12 protein-coding genes are annotated in these 14,630 nt (G+C 69.7%); 6 read left to right on the plus strand and 6 right to left on the minus strand.

Annotation, left to right across the window (positions count from 1 at the left end):
- Positions 1-276 precede the first annotated feature (276 nt).
- The gene (locus ACH4LD_RS35920; RefSeq protein ID WP_398057327.1) at positions 277-1,122 is read right to left on the minus strand and encodes an LLM class flavin-dependent oxidoreductase; all 846 of its coding nucleotides are present in this window, start codon (positions 1,120-1,122) and stop codon (positions 277-279) included.
- Between the two features lie 50 nt (positions 1,123-1,172).
- Positions 1,173-2,873: an amidohydrolase gene (locus tag ACH4LD_RS35925; RefSeq protein ID WP_398057326.1), complete on the minus strand. Its 1,701-nt coding sequence runs from the start codon at positions 2,871-2,873 to the stop codon at positions 1,173-1,175.
- 134 nt (positions 2,874-3,007) lie between these two features.
- On the opposite strand from ACH4LD_RS35925, the gene ACH4LD_RS35930 reads away from it, so the two are divergent.
- Complete coding sequence (locus ACH4LD_RS35930; RefSeq protein ID WP_398057325.1) at positions 3,008-4,195, plus strand: amidohydrolase family protein; 1,188 nt, start codon at positions 3,008-3,010, stop codon at positions 4,193-4,195.
- 155 nt (positions 4,196-4,350) lie between these two features.
- Here the strand turns inward: ACH4LD_RS35930 and ACH4LD_RS35935 are convergent, their stop codons facing one another.
- Entirely contained in the window at positions 4,351-4,914 is a 564-nt protein-coding gene (locus ACH4LD_RS35935) for a YceI family protein (RefSeq protein WP_398057324.1), read from the minus strand.
- Positions 4,915-5,128: 214 nt separating this feature from the next.
- Between ACH4LD_RS35935 and ACH4LD_RS35940 the strand changes: the two genes are divergently transcribed.
- Positions 5,129-7,888, plus strand: a complete 2,760-nt coding sequence (locus tag ACH4LD_RS35940) for an AAA family ATPase (protein WP_398057323.1) — start codon at positions 5,129-5,131, stop codon at positions 7,886-7,888.
- 22 nt (positions 7,889-7,910) lie between these two features.
- On the opposite strand, the gene mctP is transcribed toward ACH4LD_RS35940, so the two are convergent.
- Positions 7,911-9,506, minus strand: coding sequence for a monocarboxylate uptake permease MctP (gene mctP / locus ACH4LD_RS35945; protein ID WP_398057322.1), 1,596 nt, complete (start codon positions 9,504-9,506; stop codon positions 7,911-7,913).
- A gap of 175 nt (positions 9,507-9,681) precedes the next feature.
- Here mctP and ACH4LD_RS35950 point away from each other — a divergent pair, with 175 nt between their 5' ends.
- Entirely contained in the window at positions 9,682-10,125 is a 444-nt protein-coding gene (locus ACH4LD_RS35950; protein WP_398057321.1) for a cupin domain-containing protein, read from the plus strand.
- A 56-nt stretch (positions 10,126-10,181) separates the two neighbouring features.
- On the opposite strand, the gene ACH4LD_RS35955 is transcribed toward ACH4LD_RS35950, so the two are convergent.
- Entirely contained in the window at positions 10,182-10,676 is a 495-nt protein-coding gene (locus ACH4LD_RS35955; RefSeq protein ID WP_398057320.1) for a hypothetical protein, read from the minus strand.
- A gap of 166 nt (positions 10,677-10,842) precedes the next feature.
- Positions 10,843-11,247, minus strand: coding sequence for an SsgA family sporulation/cell division regulator (locus ACH4LD_RS35960; RefSeq protein ID WP_398057319.1), 405 nt, complete (start codon positions 11,245-11,247; stop codon positions 10,843-10,845).
- Positions 11,248-11,598: 351 nt separating this feature from the next.
- On the opposite strand from ACH4LD_RS35960, the gene ACH4LD_RS35965 reads away from it, so the two are divergent.
- The 3 genes from ACH4LD_RS35965 to ACH4LD_RS35975 all read left to right on the plus strand — a co-directional run bounded on the left by ACH4LD_RS35965 (position 11,599) and on the right by ACH4LD_RS35975 (position 14,506).
- Positions 11,599-13,104, plus strand: coding sequence for a GMC family oxidoreductase (locus ACH4LD_RS35965; protein ID WP_398057318.1), 1,506 nt, complete (start codon positions 11,599-11,601; stop codon positions 13,102-13,104).
- Positions 13,105-13,187: 83 nt separating this feature from the next.
- Complete coding sequence (locus ACH4LD_RS35970) at positions 13,188-13,565, plus strand: hypothetical protein (protein ID WP_398057317.1); 378 nt, start codon at positions 13,188-13,190, stop codon at positions 13,563-13,565.
- Between the two features lie 110 nt (positions 13,566-13,675).
- Entirely contained in the window at positions 13,676-14,506 is an 831-nt protein-coding gene (locus ACH4LD_RS35975; protein ID WP_398057316.1) for a class I SAM-dependent methyltransferase, read from the plus strand.
- The last annotated feature ends 124 nt before the right edge of the window (positions 14,507-14,630 follow it).

Genomic DNA, 14,630 nt, shown 5'->3' on the forward strand with positions numbered 1-14,630 from the left:
GCGGATCATGTGGACCGTGGGCCGCCCGCTCCGACCGCGCCGGGTCCCGCACACCGCGGCAGTCTGCCCGCTGTGACGCCGTCACGCTCCCCGGGCCACCGGACCCGCGTGACCGGAACGACGCGGACCGGGCGGTCGGTGTCCGTTCTCGGTGCGGCACCCGCCGACGGGCCGGGCCCTCCCGGAACGGATGGCCCCCGGCATGGGCGGCGGGAGGGCACTTACCGTGCCCCGCGGGGACACCCCGGGCGGTCGGCGGACCGCGCCCCCCGTGTCTCACACCACGTCGGCGAGCCGGTCCACCTGGTCCTGGTCAAGGCCGTAGCAGTAGAGCACGACCTCATCCGCGCCCAGGTCGGCGAGGGCGGTGACCGCCTCACGGATCGCCGCCGGCGTCGTCAGGAGACCGGCGGCCACCCGGTCGGCCACGCCGGTGAAGGCGTAATAGCTCAGCAGGGCTTCGCGCGCCTCGTCGAGCAGCCGCTGCGGGCCGAGCGCGACGTTGAGCTGGGCGACGAGCCGGGGCCGGCCCTCCCTGCCGTGCTCCCGCCAGGCCTCGCGCACGGTGTCGAACAGGCCCCCGACCATCGGCACGGGCGCAGCGGCCAGGTAGCCGTCGGCCCACCGTGCGACGCGTTCGAGGGCGGCGGGCTGGAACCCGCCCAGCAGGACCTCGGGGCCGCCCCGGCGGGAGGGGCGCGGTCCGACCGGGCCGATGCCGTCGCTGTGGTCCGCGCCGGACCACAGCCGGCGCATGACGGCCAGCTGCTCGTCCAGGCGGCGGCCCCGGGTTCGCATGTCGGCGCCGACGGCCGCGTAGTCGTCGGCGCGGGTGCCGACGCCGAGGCCCAGTACGAGCCGGCCTCCGGTCATCCGGTCGATGGTGGCCGCCTGCTTGGCCAGCAGGACCGTGTCGCGCGTGGGGGCGAGGAGGACCTCGGTCTGTACGCGGATGCGCGAGGTGGCGCCCGCGAGGACCGCGAGAGCGGCCAGGGGTTCGGGATTGTCGTAGACCACCCGGTCGAGCAGGCCGAGCGAGCTGAACGGGCCGGCATCGGCCCGCCGGGCCCAGGCGGTCAGCAGGCCGGGATCGCCGATGGGCAGGCCGATGCCGATGTTCATGGACGGGGCTCCTTCTCTGGGGACGGGGTCGGAGTGTGGCGCGGCTGGGGTCAGGTCACCGGTGGCAGCGCGGGTCCGGTGGTGCCGAGCTGCTCCTGGGCGACGATCTGCGGGATCGGCCAGGTGACGCCGGGCGGCGGCCAGGACTGCCCGGTCGCCTTGAGGAACTCGGCGGGCGGTTCGTACAGCGGCGGCTGGGTGCCGTCGGGGATCATGCTCTTCCAGGTCACCCCGCTCGTGCGCTCCCTGAACTCGTCCTTCATGCCCTGGAGGAGGTCGGGCTGTTCGATGAGGTCGACGGCGGAGGCGGCCATGTAACGGGCGGCGGAGAGCATGGCCTGGTGACCGATGTGGGTCGCGGCGGTGGCGGTGACACCCCAGTTGTGGTTGGGCAGTCCGGGCGGATAGGCCGCCGCGAGCAGCGTGGCCGTCGGCGCCTGCCAGCTCACGTCGGCGGCGTCGGTGGCCAGTCCGCCGGTGTAGTTGGCGGCGGGCGGCGCGAGCGGGGTGATGGTCGTGGGCATGCCGGTTTCGGGCTTGCCCAGCGACTTCTGGATCGCCTTGGCCAGGGCGTGGTCGTCCTCGGTGAACTGCGGTGCGCCGATGCGCAGCATGTTGTCGTACACCAGCTCGGCGCCCGCCTTGTTGGCGAGCAGGTTCCAGGTGCCGGAGTGGAACTTGTGCACGAGCCGGGTCTGGCTCGCCTGCGCCGCGGCCTTGGCGCAGTCCACGATCTTGTCGTAGAGAACCTGGGCGCGGGCCGGGCTGCCCTCGCGGACGTAGTACCAGATGGAGCACATGTCCGGTGTCACGTTGGGGGCGCCGCCGCCGTTGATGATGGCGTAGTGGAAGCGGCCCGAGGGGGCGACGTTCTTCTCCCGCAAGTACTCCGACATCGTTGCCATCAGCAGCGCGCCGTCGAGACCGCTCTTGTTGCCGAGCGGGGTGCCGCCGTGGCCGGAGGCGCCCAGGAAGGTGAAGGTGGCCGACAGCAGGGCGCTGGTGGTGTTCCAGAACGGCATGGTGACGTTGAACGGGTGCCAGTCGAGGACGGCGTCGAGGCCGTCGTACACCCCGGCCTTGACGGCGTACGCCTTGCCGACGAGCTGCTCCTCGCCCGCGCTGCCGAAGAGCTTCACCGTGGCCTTGAGGCCGTGTGCCTCGATGGCCTTGCTGACGGCGATGGCGGCGGCGGTGGCCGCGCCGCCGAGCAGGTTGTGCGCGTCGCCGTGGCCGCCGCCGTAGGTCGGGCCGTAGGCGTCGTAGTTGTAGACGAGCGGGTCGTGCGACGACGCGCCCTTCTTCTGGGAGAGGCCGGGCAGGGCGTCGTACTCCGCACTGAAGCCGAGCACCGGGCCGCCGGAGCCGTAGGTGGCCGTGAACGCGGTCGGGAAACCGGCGGAGCCCCATGCGACGCGGAAGCCGTTGCGCTCCAGCAACGCCGCGTGAGCCCGGGCGGACTTCCACTCCCGCAGGGACAGCTCGGCGTGCTGCCAGATCTCGTCGCTCAGCTCCGTGATCGTCCGGCTGTGGGAGGTGATCCAGGAATCGGCGGTGGTCTTGGCGGGGGTGTCTCCGGCGAGTCCGGTGGGGGCCTTGTAACCGGTGGGGGAGACACCGGTGCGTTCGTCGTGGCCCAGCGTCGCGGCGAGCACGGGATCGGCTTGCAGGACCGTGGCGGTCGTGGCGGTGGCGCCGAGACCGAACATCTTCAGCAGGCGCCTGCGGCCCACATAGGGCACGTCGTTCATCGCAGCCTTTCTCGACAGCGCGGTAGTGACAGTTGCGAGAGTCATCGTGCTGTCGGGCGATGCACAACACAAGGAAGTGTTAAGACTTCCTGAAGTCATAATCAGCCACGCGCCTTGTCACTATGGTGAAGCACATGAGTCAATATGTGATACGTGCTGCGCGCATGTTCGACGGTGCGGTATGGTCCGGTCCCTGTGCGCTGCACATCGAGCACGGTCGGATCGCCGCGGTGACCGGCGTCGACGACATGGACCCCTACCTCTCGGCCACCGAACTCGTCGACTACGGCCCCGACTCCTGTCTGCTGCCCGGACTGATCGACACCCATGTGCACCTGGCCTTCGATGCCGGCGAAGACCCGGTCACCGCGCTCGGTGAGACGGACGACGACGAGCTGCTCCGACGGATGAGAGGCACCGCGCGCAGAGCACTGGACGCCGGTGTCACGAGCGTCCGTGACCTCGGGGACCGTGGTTATCTGGCGGTGGCCCTCGCTCGGGAGTTCGAGCGGAGTCCCGGCCAGGGCCCGCACATCGTCTCCGCCGGCCCTCCGCTGACCCCGGTCGGCGGCCACTGCCACTTCTTCGGCGGGGAGACCGAGGGTACGGAAGCCCTGCGCGCGGCAGTCCGGGAACGGCACGCGCGGGGATGCGGCGTCGTGAAGATCATGGCGAGCGGGGGCAACATGACACCCGGTTCGATGGCTCCGCACGCCTCGCAGTACACCGTCGACGAGCTGCGCACGGTGGTCGAGGAGGCACACCGGCTCGGTCTGCGCGTGGCGGCGCACGCGCACGGCAACCGGGCCATCCTCGACGCCGTGGAGGCGGGAGTCGACACCCTGGAACACGTCAGCTTCCTCACGCCCGAGGGCTGCGATCCCAGCGACGAGGTGCTGACCGCGATCGCCGGTAGCGCGGTGTTCGCCAGTGTGACGCTGGGGGTCGACCCGAAGGCGCCGGGCACGCCGCCAACGGCCATCGCCGCGCAGCTCGGCCGTATCCACGCGGGCTACGGAGAGCTGCACGCGCGCGGCGCCCGTCTAGTGGTGGGTTCCGACGCCGGGATCGCCCCGTTCAAACCGCACGACGTGCTGCCGCACGCGGTGGCCGAACTCCGCGGACTGGGCCTCTCCGCCGGGGCGGCGCTGTCCGCCGTCACCGCGCGGGCGGCCGAGGCATCCGGACTCGGCGACCGGAAGGGACGGATCCGTGCCGGCTACGACGCCGACCTGCTCGTGGTGGAGGGCGATCCGGCGCTTGACGCCGCTGCCCTCCTGAACGTCGCCGGCGTGTTCCGGGCCGGAGTGCGCGTGCGCTGACGACCTGGGCGGAGGCGGAGTCCGTCACGACGCAGGACCGGCTCGTGCGACGGTCGTCTCCCGCGGCGTGCGGCCGTCGGATGGTCGTGCACGGCTCCGGCCACCGGGCTCGCCCGGCGGCCGGTCCGGCATCGGCACGCTGCCCCCGCCTGCCGTTACGCCTGTTTGACCGCCGAGATGTCGAACCGGAGCCTGACCTTGTCGGAGACCAGGACGCCGCCCGTCTCCAGCGCCGCGTTCCAGGTCAGGCCCCACTCCGAGCGCAGGATCTCGGCCTTGCCCTCGAAGCCGACGCGCTCGTTGCCGAACGGGTCCTTCGCGGCACCGTTGAACTCCAGGTCGATGGTGAGCGGCTTGGTGACACCGAGCAGGGAGAGGTCGCCGGTGATGCGGTAGTCGTCGCCGCCCAGGGACTCCGCCTTGGTGGAGCGGAACGTCATGACCGGGTACTCGTCGATCTTGAAGAAGTCGGACGACTTCAGGTGCACGTCACGGTCGGTGTTGCCGGTCTCGACGCTGTCCATTCGCACGTCGAGCGTGGCCGTGGACCTGGCAGGGTCGGCGCCGTCGAGGTGGAGCGTGCCGGTGAAGTCCCGGAAGCCGCCCTTGACGTTGGTCACCATGGCATGCCGCACCACGAAACCGATCGTGCTGTGGGACGGGTCGATCGCGTAGTCGCCCGTCAGGGCTGAGGTGTCCGGACTGTCGACGTTGCTCATGCAAGTACTCCAGAAAGGTTCTAGGGATCATGCGGCAGAAGCCTGTGAACATACTGACATGATTACCGAAGACTTAACTACCACTTGTCATGCTTCTTCATAGACTAAATCATGTATGTTGAATAAGTTAAGTAAGAGCCAGTCAGTCTCCATGGTCACCTAAGCTTCCTCCAGGCTGCCCGAGGTGACAGTGGGACCCTCCAGAGGTGTGCCCATGGACGATGCCACCCCTTCGCGGCCATTGTTCGGCCGCGCCGAAGAGCTGCGCAGGATCGAAACCTTCCTGGAGCGGTCCCGGGTCCGGGGCGATTCCCTGTTCCTCTACGGTGAGCCCGGTGTGGGGAAGACCCGTCTGCTGGACACCGCTGCCGACCTCGCCTCCGCGCAGGGCGCACACGTCATTCGGGCGACCGGCGTGCAGTACATGGCGGACGTCAGTTACGGGGTGCTCGCCGAACTGCTCCTCCCGATGGCCTCGGTGCTGACAGAGCTGGACGACGTGTTCCGCGACGCCCTGCTGGCGGCCTTCGGCATGCTGACCGGACCGATCCCACCACGGCTGGTGATCCTCAACGCGTTCCTCACCCTGCTGCGCCGCCAGGCCGAGTCGGGACCGCTGCTCCTCGTCGTGGACGACCTGCCCTGGGCGGACAGCCCAAGTGCGGTCGCGCTCGGTTTCGTGGCCCGGCGTCTGACCGGCAGCGGGGTCGGCCTGATCACCGCCGCGCGCAACGACGAACGCGACCACTTCCAGCGCAGCGGTCTGCCCACCCTCCAGGTCAGACCGATCGACCGGACCGCCTCGGACGAACTGCTGCGCACGGCGTTCCCCCATCTGGTGCCCGGTGTACGCCACCGCCTCGTCACCGAGGCCCGCGGCAATCCGCTGGCACTGCTGGAACTGCCCTCGGCCCTGAGCCCCGACCAGCTCTCCGGCGTCGCGGCACTGCCGGACGTGCTCCCGCTCACCCGCCATGTCGAGTCGGCGTTCGCGGCACGCATCGCGCTGCTGCCTGCGCGGACGCGGGAAGCCCTCCTGATTCTGGCTCAGGAGGGCACCGGTGACCTGCGGATCCTCCAGCGGGCCACCGGCGCCGAACCCGCCCTCGAACATCTCGCACCGGCGGAGAGCGCGAAACTGGTCAAGGTGGACCTCGCCTCGCGGCAGGTGGAGTTCCGTCACCCCCTCGTACGCTCGGCGGTGGTGGAGTCCGCCGAGGAAGCCGCGTTGCGCCGGATCCACCGTCTGCTCGCCGACCTGTTCACCGACGATCCGGAGCGCCGTGCCCGGCACCTCGCCGAGGCGACGAGCGGGACCGACGAGTCGGTCGCGAACGCGCTCGAGCAGGCCGCCCACCGCAAGCTCCGCCGCGGTGACGCGGCCGGTGCGCTGTCCGCTCTCGTGCGCGCCGCGCAGTTCAGCACCGCCGCCGACGACCGCTGCCGACGGCTGGCCCAGGCCTCCTACCTGGCCGCCCACCTCACCGGTGACCTGGGTACCGCCACCCGTCTGCTGGCCGAGATCCGCACTGTCGGTCCGCGGTTCGGCGGCTCGCTGCACTCGGCTGCGGCCGCCGCCTACGTGCTCGTCAACGGTGACGGCGACGTCGAGGCGGCGCACACGTTGCTCGTCGACGCCATCGAGAACGGCGACCACGGCTATGACGCCTCCCGCACCGACCTCGTCGAGGCTCTCCACACCCTGCTGATGATGTGCTGGTTCGCCGGCCGGGAGGACTACTGGCCGCCGCTGTACGCCGCCATCGAACGGCTCCGGCCTCAGTCCCCGGAGCTGCTGCTGCTCATGAGCAGGACCCTGCCTGACGCCGCCCGCACGTCACCCGGGCAGCGGCGGCGCCTGGCCGAGCTCATCGACCGCCAGCAGGAGTGGCGGGAGCCGCAGCAGCTGGTCCGCCTCCACGCCTCGGCGATCTACCTGGATCTGCTCGACGGCTGTCGCGCGCGGGCCTGGGCCCTTGTCGAAAGCGGCCGGTCGGGCGGTGCCGTGCGCAGCGCGCTGAGCGCGTTGCTGCACCTGGGCCTCGACGACTTCGCAGCCGGGCGCTGGGAGGAGGCCGAACGGCTGGCCGACGAGGGCCTGGCACTCGCCGAGAGCCACGGATACACCTTTGTGACCTGGTTCTTCTACCTGCACAAGGCCCTGCTGGCCGCCGTCCGCGGCGACACGGAGGCGGACCGGTGGGCCGATGAACTCACCCGTGTCACCACCGCCCGCAAGGCCCACGGCGCCGCTCGCACCGCGCACCACCCCCAGGCACTCTCCGCCGCCGGACGCGGGGACTGGGAGGCCGCCTACCAGCACGCCTCCCGGCTCAGCCCCGCCGGCCGGCTGGCCCCGTACACGTCCCACGCCCTGTGGGTGGCCCTCGATCTCGTGGAAGCGGCGGTGCGGACCGGCCGCACCGCGGAGGCGGAGTCGCACACCCGGGCGATACGGGAGGCGGGACTGCCGGACCTGTCGCCCAGGCTCGCCCTGCTCACCCTGGCCGCCGAGGCGCTCGTCGCCCCTGACGAGGAGGCACTTGCCCTGTTCGAGCGCGCCGTGTCGGCCCCGGGCGCCCATCATTGGCCGTTCGACTACGCCCGCGTGCAGTTCCTCTACGGTGAGCGGTTGCGCCGCGACGGCGACATGGCCGAAGCCCGCTCACACCTCAGCACCGCCCTCGCGGTCTTCCAGCGCCTCGGCGCCACCCCCTGGGCCAACCGGGCGGGCGCCGAGCTGCGGGCCGCCGGTCGCAATCATCCTCTGCCGATCGTCGGCGGGACGGGTACCGGCAGTCTCACTGCCACGGAGGTGGAGATCGCCATGCTCGCCGCCGAGGGGCTGACCAACAAACAGATCGGCGAGCGGCTCTACCTCTCCCACCGGACGGTGGGCACCCATCTCTACCGCATCTTCCCGAAGCTCGGCATCACCTCCCGTGCCGCGCTGAGGGACGCATTGTCGCAGTGATTTCGGGACGGGCACGGCCGGATCAGTGGGAGCGCCTCCCTCTGCCCGCTTCGCCGTACGGGTCCGCCGTGTAGTCCGAGGGTTCGGTCTCGTCGCCGCCCTCCGGCGCCCGCACCGCCCTGAGCAAGGGGGTGAGCGCCACGGTGACGACGGCGTTCAGCACGAAGGCCGTGAGGCCGATGTAGCCACTCGCGCCGATGCCCGGGATCTCCGTGGCGTTGCCTGCGAAGTGCTTCCGCGTCGGTGACGCCTTCCCGTATGCCGCCACCGTGCCGTACACCATGCCCGCGGCCCAGCCGGCCAGCAGCGCCCAGCGGTGGAACCAGCGGGTGAGGAGGCCGCCGACCAGCGCGGGAACGGTCTGCAGGATCCAGATGCCGGCGAGAAGCTGGTAGTTGATGGCCACAGTGTCTTCCATGGTCAGGACGAAGACCAGTGCGCCGGCCTTCACCGACACGGAGACGATTCTCGAGACGCGGGTCTCCTGCTCGGCCGTCGCGTCCGGCTTGACGAACTCCCTGTAGACGTTGCGGGTGAACAAATTGGCCGCCGCGATCGACATGACGGCGGCCGGCACCAGCGCGGCCACGCCGATCGCCGCGAACCCGACGCCCGCCAACCATGCGGGGAAGAGGTCCTCGAACAGCTGTGGTACAGCCAACTGGGCATCGGACACCTTGACTTGAGCCGCGATCGCCAGGAAGCCGAGCAGTGCGAGGAACCCCATCATCAGCGAGTACAGTGGCAGGATCGCGGTGTTGCGGCGAATCACCTCACGACTTCGGCAGGAGAGGGTCGCCGTGACGGCGTGCGGGTAGGCGAACAGCGCCAGCGCGGAGCCGAGGACCAGTGTCGCGTACGTCCACTGTCCCCGCTCCGTGGGGACGAGCGCGCCGCGCGGCAGCCCGGTCCCCGGACCGGTCTCAGCGAATGTGCGGCGGACCTCGGCGAACACCTGACCGAACCCACCGAGCCGGAAGGGAACGTAGACGATCGCCACGACGACCACGACATAGATCAGCAGGTCCTTCACGAAGGCGGTCAAGGCCGGTGCGCGCAGCCCGGAGGTGAGGGTGTAGGCCGCGAGCACGCCGAAGGCGACCAGCAGGGGCAGATCCTTGACGACCGTGCTGGTGTCGCTCCCGCCCCCCAGGCCCATCACGTCCAGCACGGCCCGCAGGCCGACCAGTTGGAGTGCGATGAACGGCATCGTCGCCAGGATTCCGGTGACCGCCACGGCCAGGGACAGGGCTCTGGAGCCGAACCGGCCACGGACGAAGTCCGCCGTGGTCACGTATCCGTGCCGGTGGGAGACCGACCACAGGCGCGGCAGGAAGGTGAAGACGAGCGGGTAGACGAGATTGGAATAGGCGATGGCGAAGAACCCGGGCCAGCCCGTCGCGTACACCGCTCCCGGCACGGCCACGAAGATGTACGCGGTGTAGAGGTCGCCGCCCAGCAGGAACCAGGTCACCCAGGTGCCGAAGGAGCGTCCGGCGAGACCCCACTCGTCCAGGGTCTGCTCGCCGTCGATCCGGCGCCACCGTGCGGCCAGGAATCCCATGACCGAGACGAGCAAGAAGAAGCACAGGAAGACGCCGAGCGACACCGGGTTCATGGCACGGCTTGTATACCGCGCATTCGTGATCTGTCCAGCATGTCCGGCCACAGAGCGATCAAGTGATCTGACTCTGTCATGCTGTCATCAACACAAGTCATATGATGTCACTCTGCCCCTCGAAGAGGCATTAACATGAGTGATGCTTCTAGCGGCTTTTGTTGAAAGGTTACTTATGGCCAGGAACTTGGTCCGTGCCAGCCTCGCCGCCGCGGCGGTCGCGGGACTCTCGCTGAGTGCCGCGGCGGTGCCGGCTTCCGCCACCCCTGCCGGCCCGGGCGTGACCGGAACCATCATCTCCGAAACCACGATCGGCTCGAAGGACTACATCCTGCGCCGCATCACCCTGCCGCCGGGGCAGAGCACGGGCTGGCACTACCACGACGGTACGCTCATCGGTTACGTCGAGCAGGGCACACTGAGCCACTTCGACGCCTCGTGCGCCTCGGACGGCGTCTACAAGCAGGGCCACTACATCAAGGAGCCCGCGGGCGCCGACCACGTGCACATAGGGCGCAACCTGGGCACCGTCCCGGTCGTTCTCGACGTCCTCTACGTCCTTCCCCACGGCGCGCCGTTGTCCGAGGACGCCCCGAACCCGGGTTGCGACTTCCAGTGACCGCCTCCGGGTCCCGCCGTTCCCCCTGCACGGGAAAGAGCGGGACCCGGTGTGTCTCAGGCAGCGACGTAGCGAACCGAGTGCCCTTCCTTGATGCGTCGGGCCTCACCTCTCGCGACAAGCCCCTCCAATGTCGTACGCACCACAGTGGTCTTGATGGCCCGGTCCGGTTGTGTCTCACTCAGCGTCGCCGCGACGTCGCCGGCGGAACAGGGGCCGGACCGCTCGGCCAGGTGGGCTCGGATGAGACTGACCAGGGTCGGTACGCGCTGTTTGCGCCCGCCGAGGCCCCGCCCGCCCAGGGGGCCACCCGTCGCGTTCTCCCCGGGTGACGCGGGCACGTGCTGGAGGGGTATGCCGCTCTCCAGAGCCTGCCGCATCGTCATGAGAACGGCGTGATCGCGCCGCAGCGCGCCGAGGCGGGCTTCCAGCTGCTCCAGCTCGGCACGGATACCGTCCTGTTCCTCGGCGTTCCGCTCAAGGTCGTTGGCCAGCTGAGCGCTGTAGTGCGTCACCAAGTCCGTGGTGTTCGTTGCCTCGGGTCCGGGCATGCGGCACCTCCTTGGGTCGGCTCCTCATGCTGATCGCGCTCCGCAGGTGAATCCCGGACTGCCGCCGGAGACATCGAACACAGGTCTCCGGGCGTCAGTGCACGAACTCAGTGTGACATTCCTTGGTGAGATGCGCAGCAGTATGAGCACAGGAAGTCCGACAGTCTCATTCGATGAGGTGAGGCAGCTCGTCCCATGTCACCCATGCCCCTTCTCGCCCCTCGGGCACGAGGTGGTAGGTCTCGAGGAGCCACTCGGTGACGGCATCGGCCGGTATCTCGAAGAGAGCGGTGTGTGGGTCGCGCCCCACCTCCAGCCACAGGAACCACCGGTCGGCCCCGTCGTTCTCCGGCCACACGGTGACATCGCCCTCCCCGGCGCCACCCGTGAGCCCGTCGGCGAGCAGTTCCCGTGAGAAGACCCACCGCACCGGATGCTCACCCTCCGAATTGAGGATCAGCGTGACGGCGTACGGATCGCGTACGTCGTAGGAGAACTCACAGGAGATGATCACCGGAAACCGCTTGGCGACCCAGTACGTGGCGGTGGAGGCGAGATGCGCTTTTCTCATTCCTCCCACCGCCGCTCCGACGATGAATGGAAGGGGTGGTATTTCACTGTTTCCGGCTGTGTCATCTGCTCGCTTCCCGCTTCTGGGACAGGGGCCGCCCCGCACTACCCCGTGCCGCTCCTCCATGATGCGAGCCGTGTCCTCCCCTTTCCCATACGTCATCTGACGGTGATGGCCCGGGCGATACGTAGGAAGCGACGCCGACGAGCGCCTCCGGGTATCTATCCGGGACCTCCTGTTCGCACACCTTGAAACATGTGACTAATATGATCTCAAACTTGAGTTACTGAGTCACTCATGTGACTGGCCCGGACAGGCTGGATGATGCAAACAGAAGCGTACGATTACGTCGTGGTGGGAGCCGGTACGGCCGGATGTGTGCTGGCGGCCCGCCTGTCGGAGACTCCGGAAGTCCGCGTCCTGCTGATCGAGGCGGGGAGCGCCGAACCCCTCGACCTGATGGCGGTTCCCCCCGCCTGGCCCGCCCTGATGGGCTCCGACGCCGACTGGGCCGATCGCAGTGTCCCACAGGAGGGCGCGGGCGGCATGGTGATCCCTCTGCCGCGCGGGCGGGCCCTCGGCGGCAGTTCGTCCATCAACGCCATGACCTTCCTGCGCGGGCACCGCTCGAGCTACGACGCCTGGGAGCAGGCCGGCGCGACCGGCTGGACGTACGACGAGCTCCTTCCCTACTTCAAGCGCAGTGAGAACCTCACGGGTGTACCCGGCCGTGACCCCCGCTACCGCGGCATGGAGGGACCGCTGCGGGTCGCTCCCGCCGCCCGGCCCCACCCGCTGTCCGAGGCGTTCCTCGAGGCGGTGCGGCAGGCAGACCACCCGATCACCGAGGACTTCACCAGCGGCCTGGAGGAGGCCTTCGGCTGGGAGGACCTGACCATCATGGACGGTCTTCGGCTGGATGCGGCCACCGCGTACCTCCGCCCCGCCCTCGACCGGCCCAACCTGACCGTGGTGACGGACGCCCTTGCCCACCGGCTGACCTACGACGGCGAGCGGTGCACGGGCGTCGAGTACGGGGTCGGGGAGCTGCGGTACAGCGCGCGGGCAACCCGGGAGACGGTGCTCACCGCGGGCGCGCTGGGCTCCGCCCAGCTGCTGATGCTCTCCGGCATCGGCCCGGAGGAGCATCTGCGTGAGGTGGGCGTCGAACCGCGACTGAACCTCGCCGGGGTGGGATCGAACCTCCAGGACCACCCCTTCACCGGTGTCGTCTACCAGTCCTCCCGGCCGGTTCCGCCCTCGATGGGCAACCACGGCGAGGTCGCGGGACTGATCCGCACCGACCCGTCACTGGACGGACCCGACGTCCAGCTCCAGATGGTGGACGTGCCGCTGCGCGAGGACACCCTGCCCGGTCCCGCGATGGACCAGGGCTACATGCTCATGGTGGCGCTCATGCGGCCGTTCAGCCGGGGCACGGTCCGGCTGGCCGATGCGACCCCCGGCAACGCGCTCGTCATCGACCCCCGCTACTACACGGACTCTCGGGACGTCGACGCCCTGGTGCACGGTCTGCGCACGGTCCGGGAGATCGGCCGGACCGAGGCACTGGCCGAGTGGCGCGGCGCGGAAGCCCTGCCGGGGGCTGACGTCCAGGACGACGAGGCCCTGCGCGCCTATGTCCGCCGGAACATCCGTACGTACGCGCATTACAGCGGCACCTGCCGCATGGGCACCGACGACGGAGCCGTGGTCGATCCGCAGCTCCGCGTGCGGGGCGTCGAGGGGCTGCGGGTGGCCGACGCCTCGGTCATGCCGACCATCGTGTCCGCCAACACCAACGCCACGGTGTTCGCGATCGCGGAGCGAGCGGCGGATCTGCTGCGCGACCGCTGACGGATGCGACGGCCCGAGCACGGGCCCGTTCCAATATCTCCTCCTCGCCGACACTCCGGCCGTCACTCCGAAGGAACTGACACATGTCCGAACCCGTCGACCTGGACGACTCGCCGCCTTCGGCACCGGTCTCGCCGTCCGGCCTGCTTTCCGAGCTGACCGCTGCCCTGGAGCAGGACGCGGCCACGGGCAAGTGGACGCCGACCGCCTTGGAGCAGAGCCTCGCGCGGCACATCGTCGTCGGCTCCGCGGGTACCCTGCAACTGACCCCGGCCCTTCTGCGGTCGGCCCTGTGGGAGGGCAGTACCGCGCTGGCCCACGAGAACGGAGGGCGGTTCGCTTCCCTCCTCGGCCTGTCCTTCAGCGTGGCCGAATCGTCGGAGCCGGACCGTGACAGCGCTCTCGCCCGGGTCCGGCACCTGATGGAGCGCGCGCCTTTCATCGAACCAGGCAGCGCCTGACCCCTTCTGTCGCCGCGCAGGCTTCCGGCTGCGCGGCCGTGGGCCACGGCTTCCGGGCGACTTTCCGTTCCGCCGGGTCACCGTTTCGTGAAGAGATAGTGAGCAGTGAAGTGACCGACACATCAAGCGCGCCGGCCCCCTCCGGGGAGGTGTACGGCGAGCATGTCTTCTCGCATCTGCGTCCGGACGAGGCCGAGCGCCTCGAAGCACTCGCCCAGGCGCTGGACGAGAACACGTTCCAGCGTCTTGGACGTCTGCCCCTGCGGGAGGACTGGCACTGTCTGGAGATAGGAGCCGGACTCGGGACCACCGCCCGCTGGCTGGCGGCCCGTTGCCCGCGGGGAAGGGTCGTTGCCACCGACATCGACACCCGGCTCTTCCCCGACCTCGACGGCAGGAACGGCTGGGAGGCGCGGGAACACGACGTCACACGGGACGAGTTTCCCACGGGCTCCTTCGACCTCATCCACGCCCGCTGGGTCTTCTCCCACCTGCGCAGTCGGGACGCCGACCTCGCGAGGGTCGCCCGCTGGCTCAAGCCGGGAGGATGGCTCGTCGTCGAAGACCTGGCCCAGTTCCCGCTGGAGTCCTCACCCAACCCGCTCTACCGCAAGGTCAGCCTCGCCATGTGCGCCGCCGTCCAGGCGCGGATCGGCACCGACTGCACATGGGCCCGTGACCTATCCCGAGTTCTCGCGTCGGCGGGCCTGACGGCCGTCGGGATGGAGGCATCGGCCTCCTCGGTGGGCCCCGGCCCGATGGGCCGCTTCTGGCGGCTCAGCGCCGAACAGCTGAGGTCTGATCTCCAGGACTCCTTCCACATCACCCCTGCCGAACTGGACAGTTTCCTGACCCAGGTCAGCAGTGGAGAACTCACGGACCTGTGTCTGGGCACCGTCGCGGCCTGGGGGCGGGTTCCGGCGCAGCCCGTTGTCGCATAGGTCCCGCGGGGCGTGTCCGCGCAAGGCGGCCTGCGGGTCGGCTCGCGGGATGTACGGAAGGACCACTCGGATTCCCGTTCGTACCCGCCCGCTGTCCGCACCGAACCGGCCGCGCCCGCGGGCG

Origin of the sequence: Streptomyces sp. NPDC017676 (genome assembly GCF_044329325.1) — a bacterium.
Taxonomy (GTDB): domain Bacteria; phylum Actinomycetota; class Actinomycetes; order Streptomycetales; family Streptomycetaceae; genus Streptomyces.

Bases quoted from the DNA above. Each gene is read 5' to 3' on its own strand.
- ACH4LD_RS35955 (WP_398057320.1), bottom strand. From the start codon at position 10,676: ATGCCCGGACCCGAGGCAACGAACACCACGGACTTGGTGACGCACTAC.
- ACH4LD_RS35935 (WP_398057324.1), bottom strand. From the start codon at position 4,914: ATGAGCAACGTCGACAGTCCGGACACCTCAGCCCTGACGGGCGACTAC.
- ACH4LD_RS35960 (WP_398057319.1), bottom strand. From the start codon at position 11,247: ATGAGAAAAGCGCATCTCGCCTCCACCGCCACGTACTGGGTCGCCAAG.
- mctP (WP_398057322.1), bottom strand. From the start codon at position 9,506: ATGAACCCGGTGTCGCTCGGCGTCTTCCTGTGCTTCTTCTTGCTCGTC.
- ACH4LD_RS35930 (WP_398057325.1), top strand. From the start codon at position 3,008: ATGAGTCAATATGTGATACGTGCTGCGCGCATGTTCGACGGTGCGGTA.
- ACH4LD_RS35925 (WP_398057326.1), bottom strand. From the start codon at position 2,873: ATGAACGACGTGCCCTATGTGGGCCGCAGGCGCCTGCTGAAGATGTTC.
- ACH4LD_RS35940 (WP_398057323.1), top strand. From the start codon at position 5,129: ATGGACGATGCCACCCCTTCGCGGCCATTGTTCGGCCGCGCCGAAGAG.
- ACH4LD_RS35970 (WP_398057317.1), top strand. From the start codon at position 13,188: ATGTCCGAACCCGTCGACCTGGACGACTCGCCGCCTTCGGCACCGGTC.
- ACH4LD_RS35950 (WP_398057321.1), top strand. From the start codon at position 9,682: ATGGCCAGGAACTTGGTCCGTGCCAGCCTCGCCGCCGCGGCGGTCGCG.
- ACH4LD_RS35920 (WP_398057327.1), bottom strand. From the start codon at position 1,122: ATGAACATCGGCATCGGCCTGCCCATCGGCGATCCCGGCCTGCTGACC.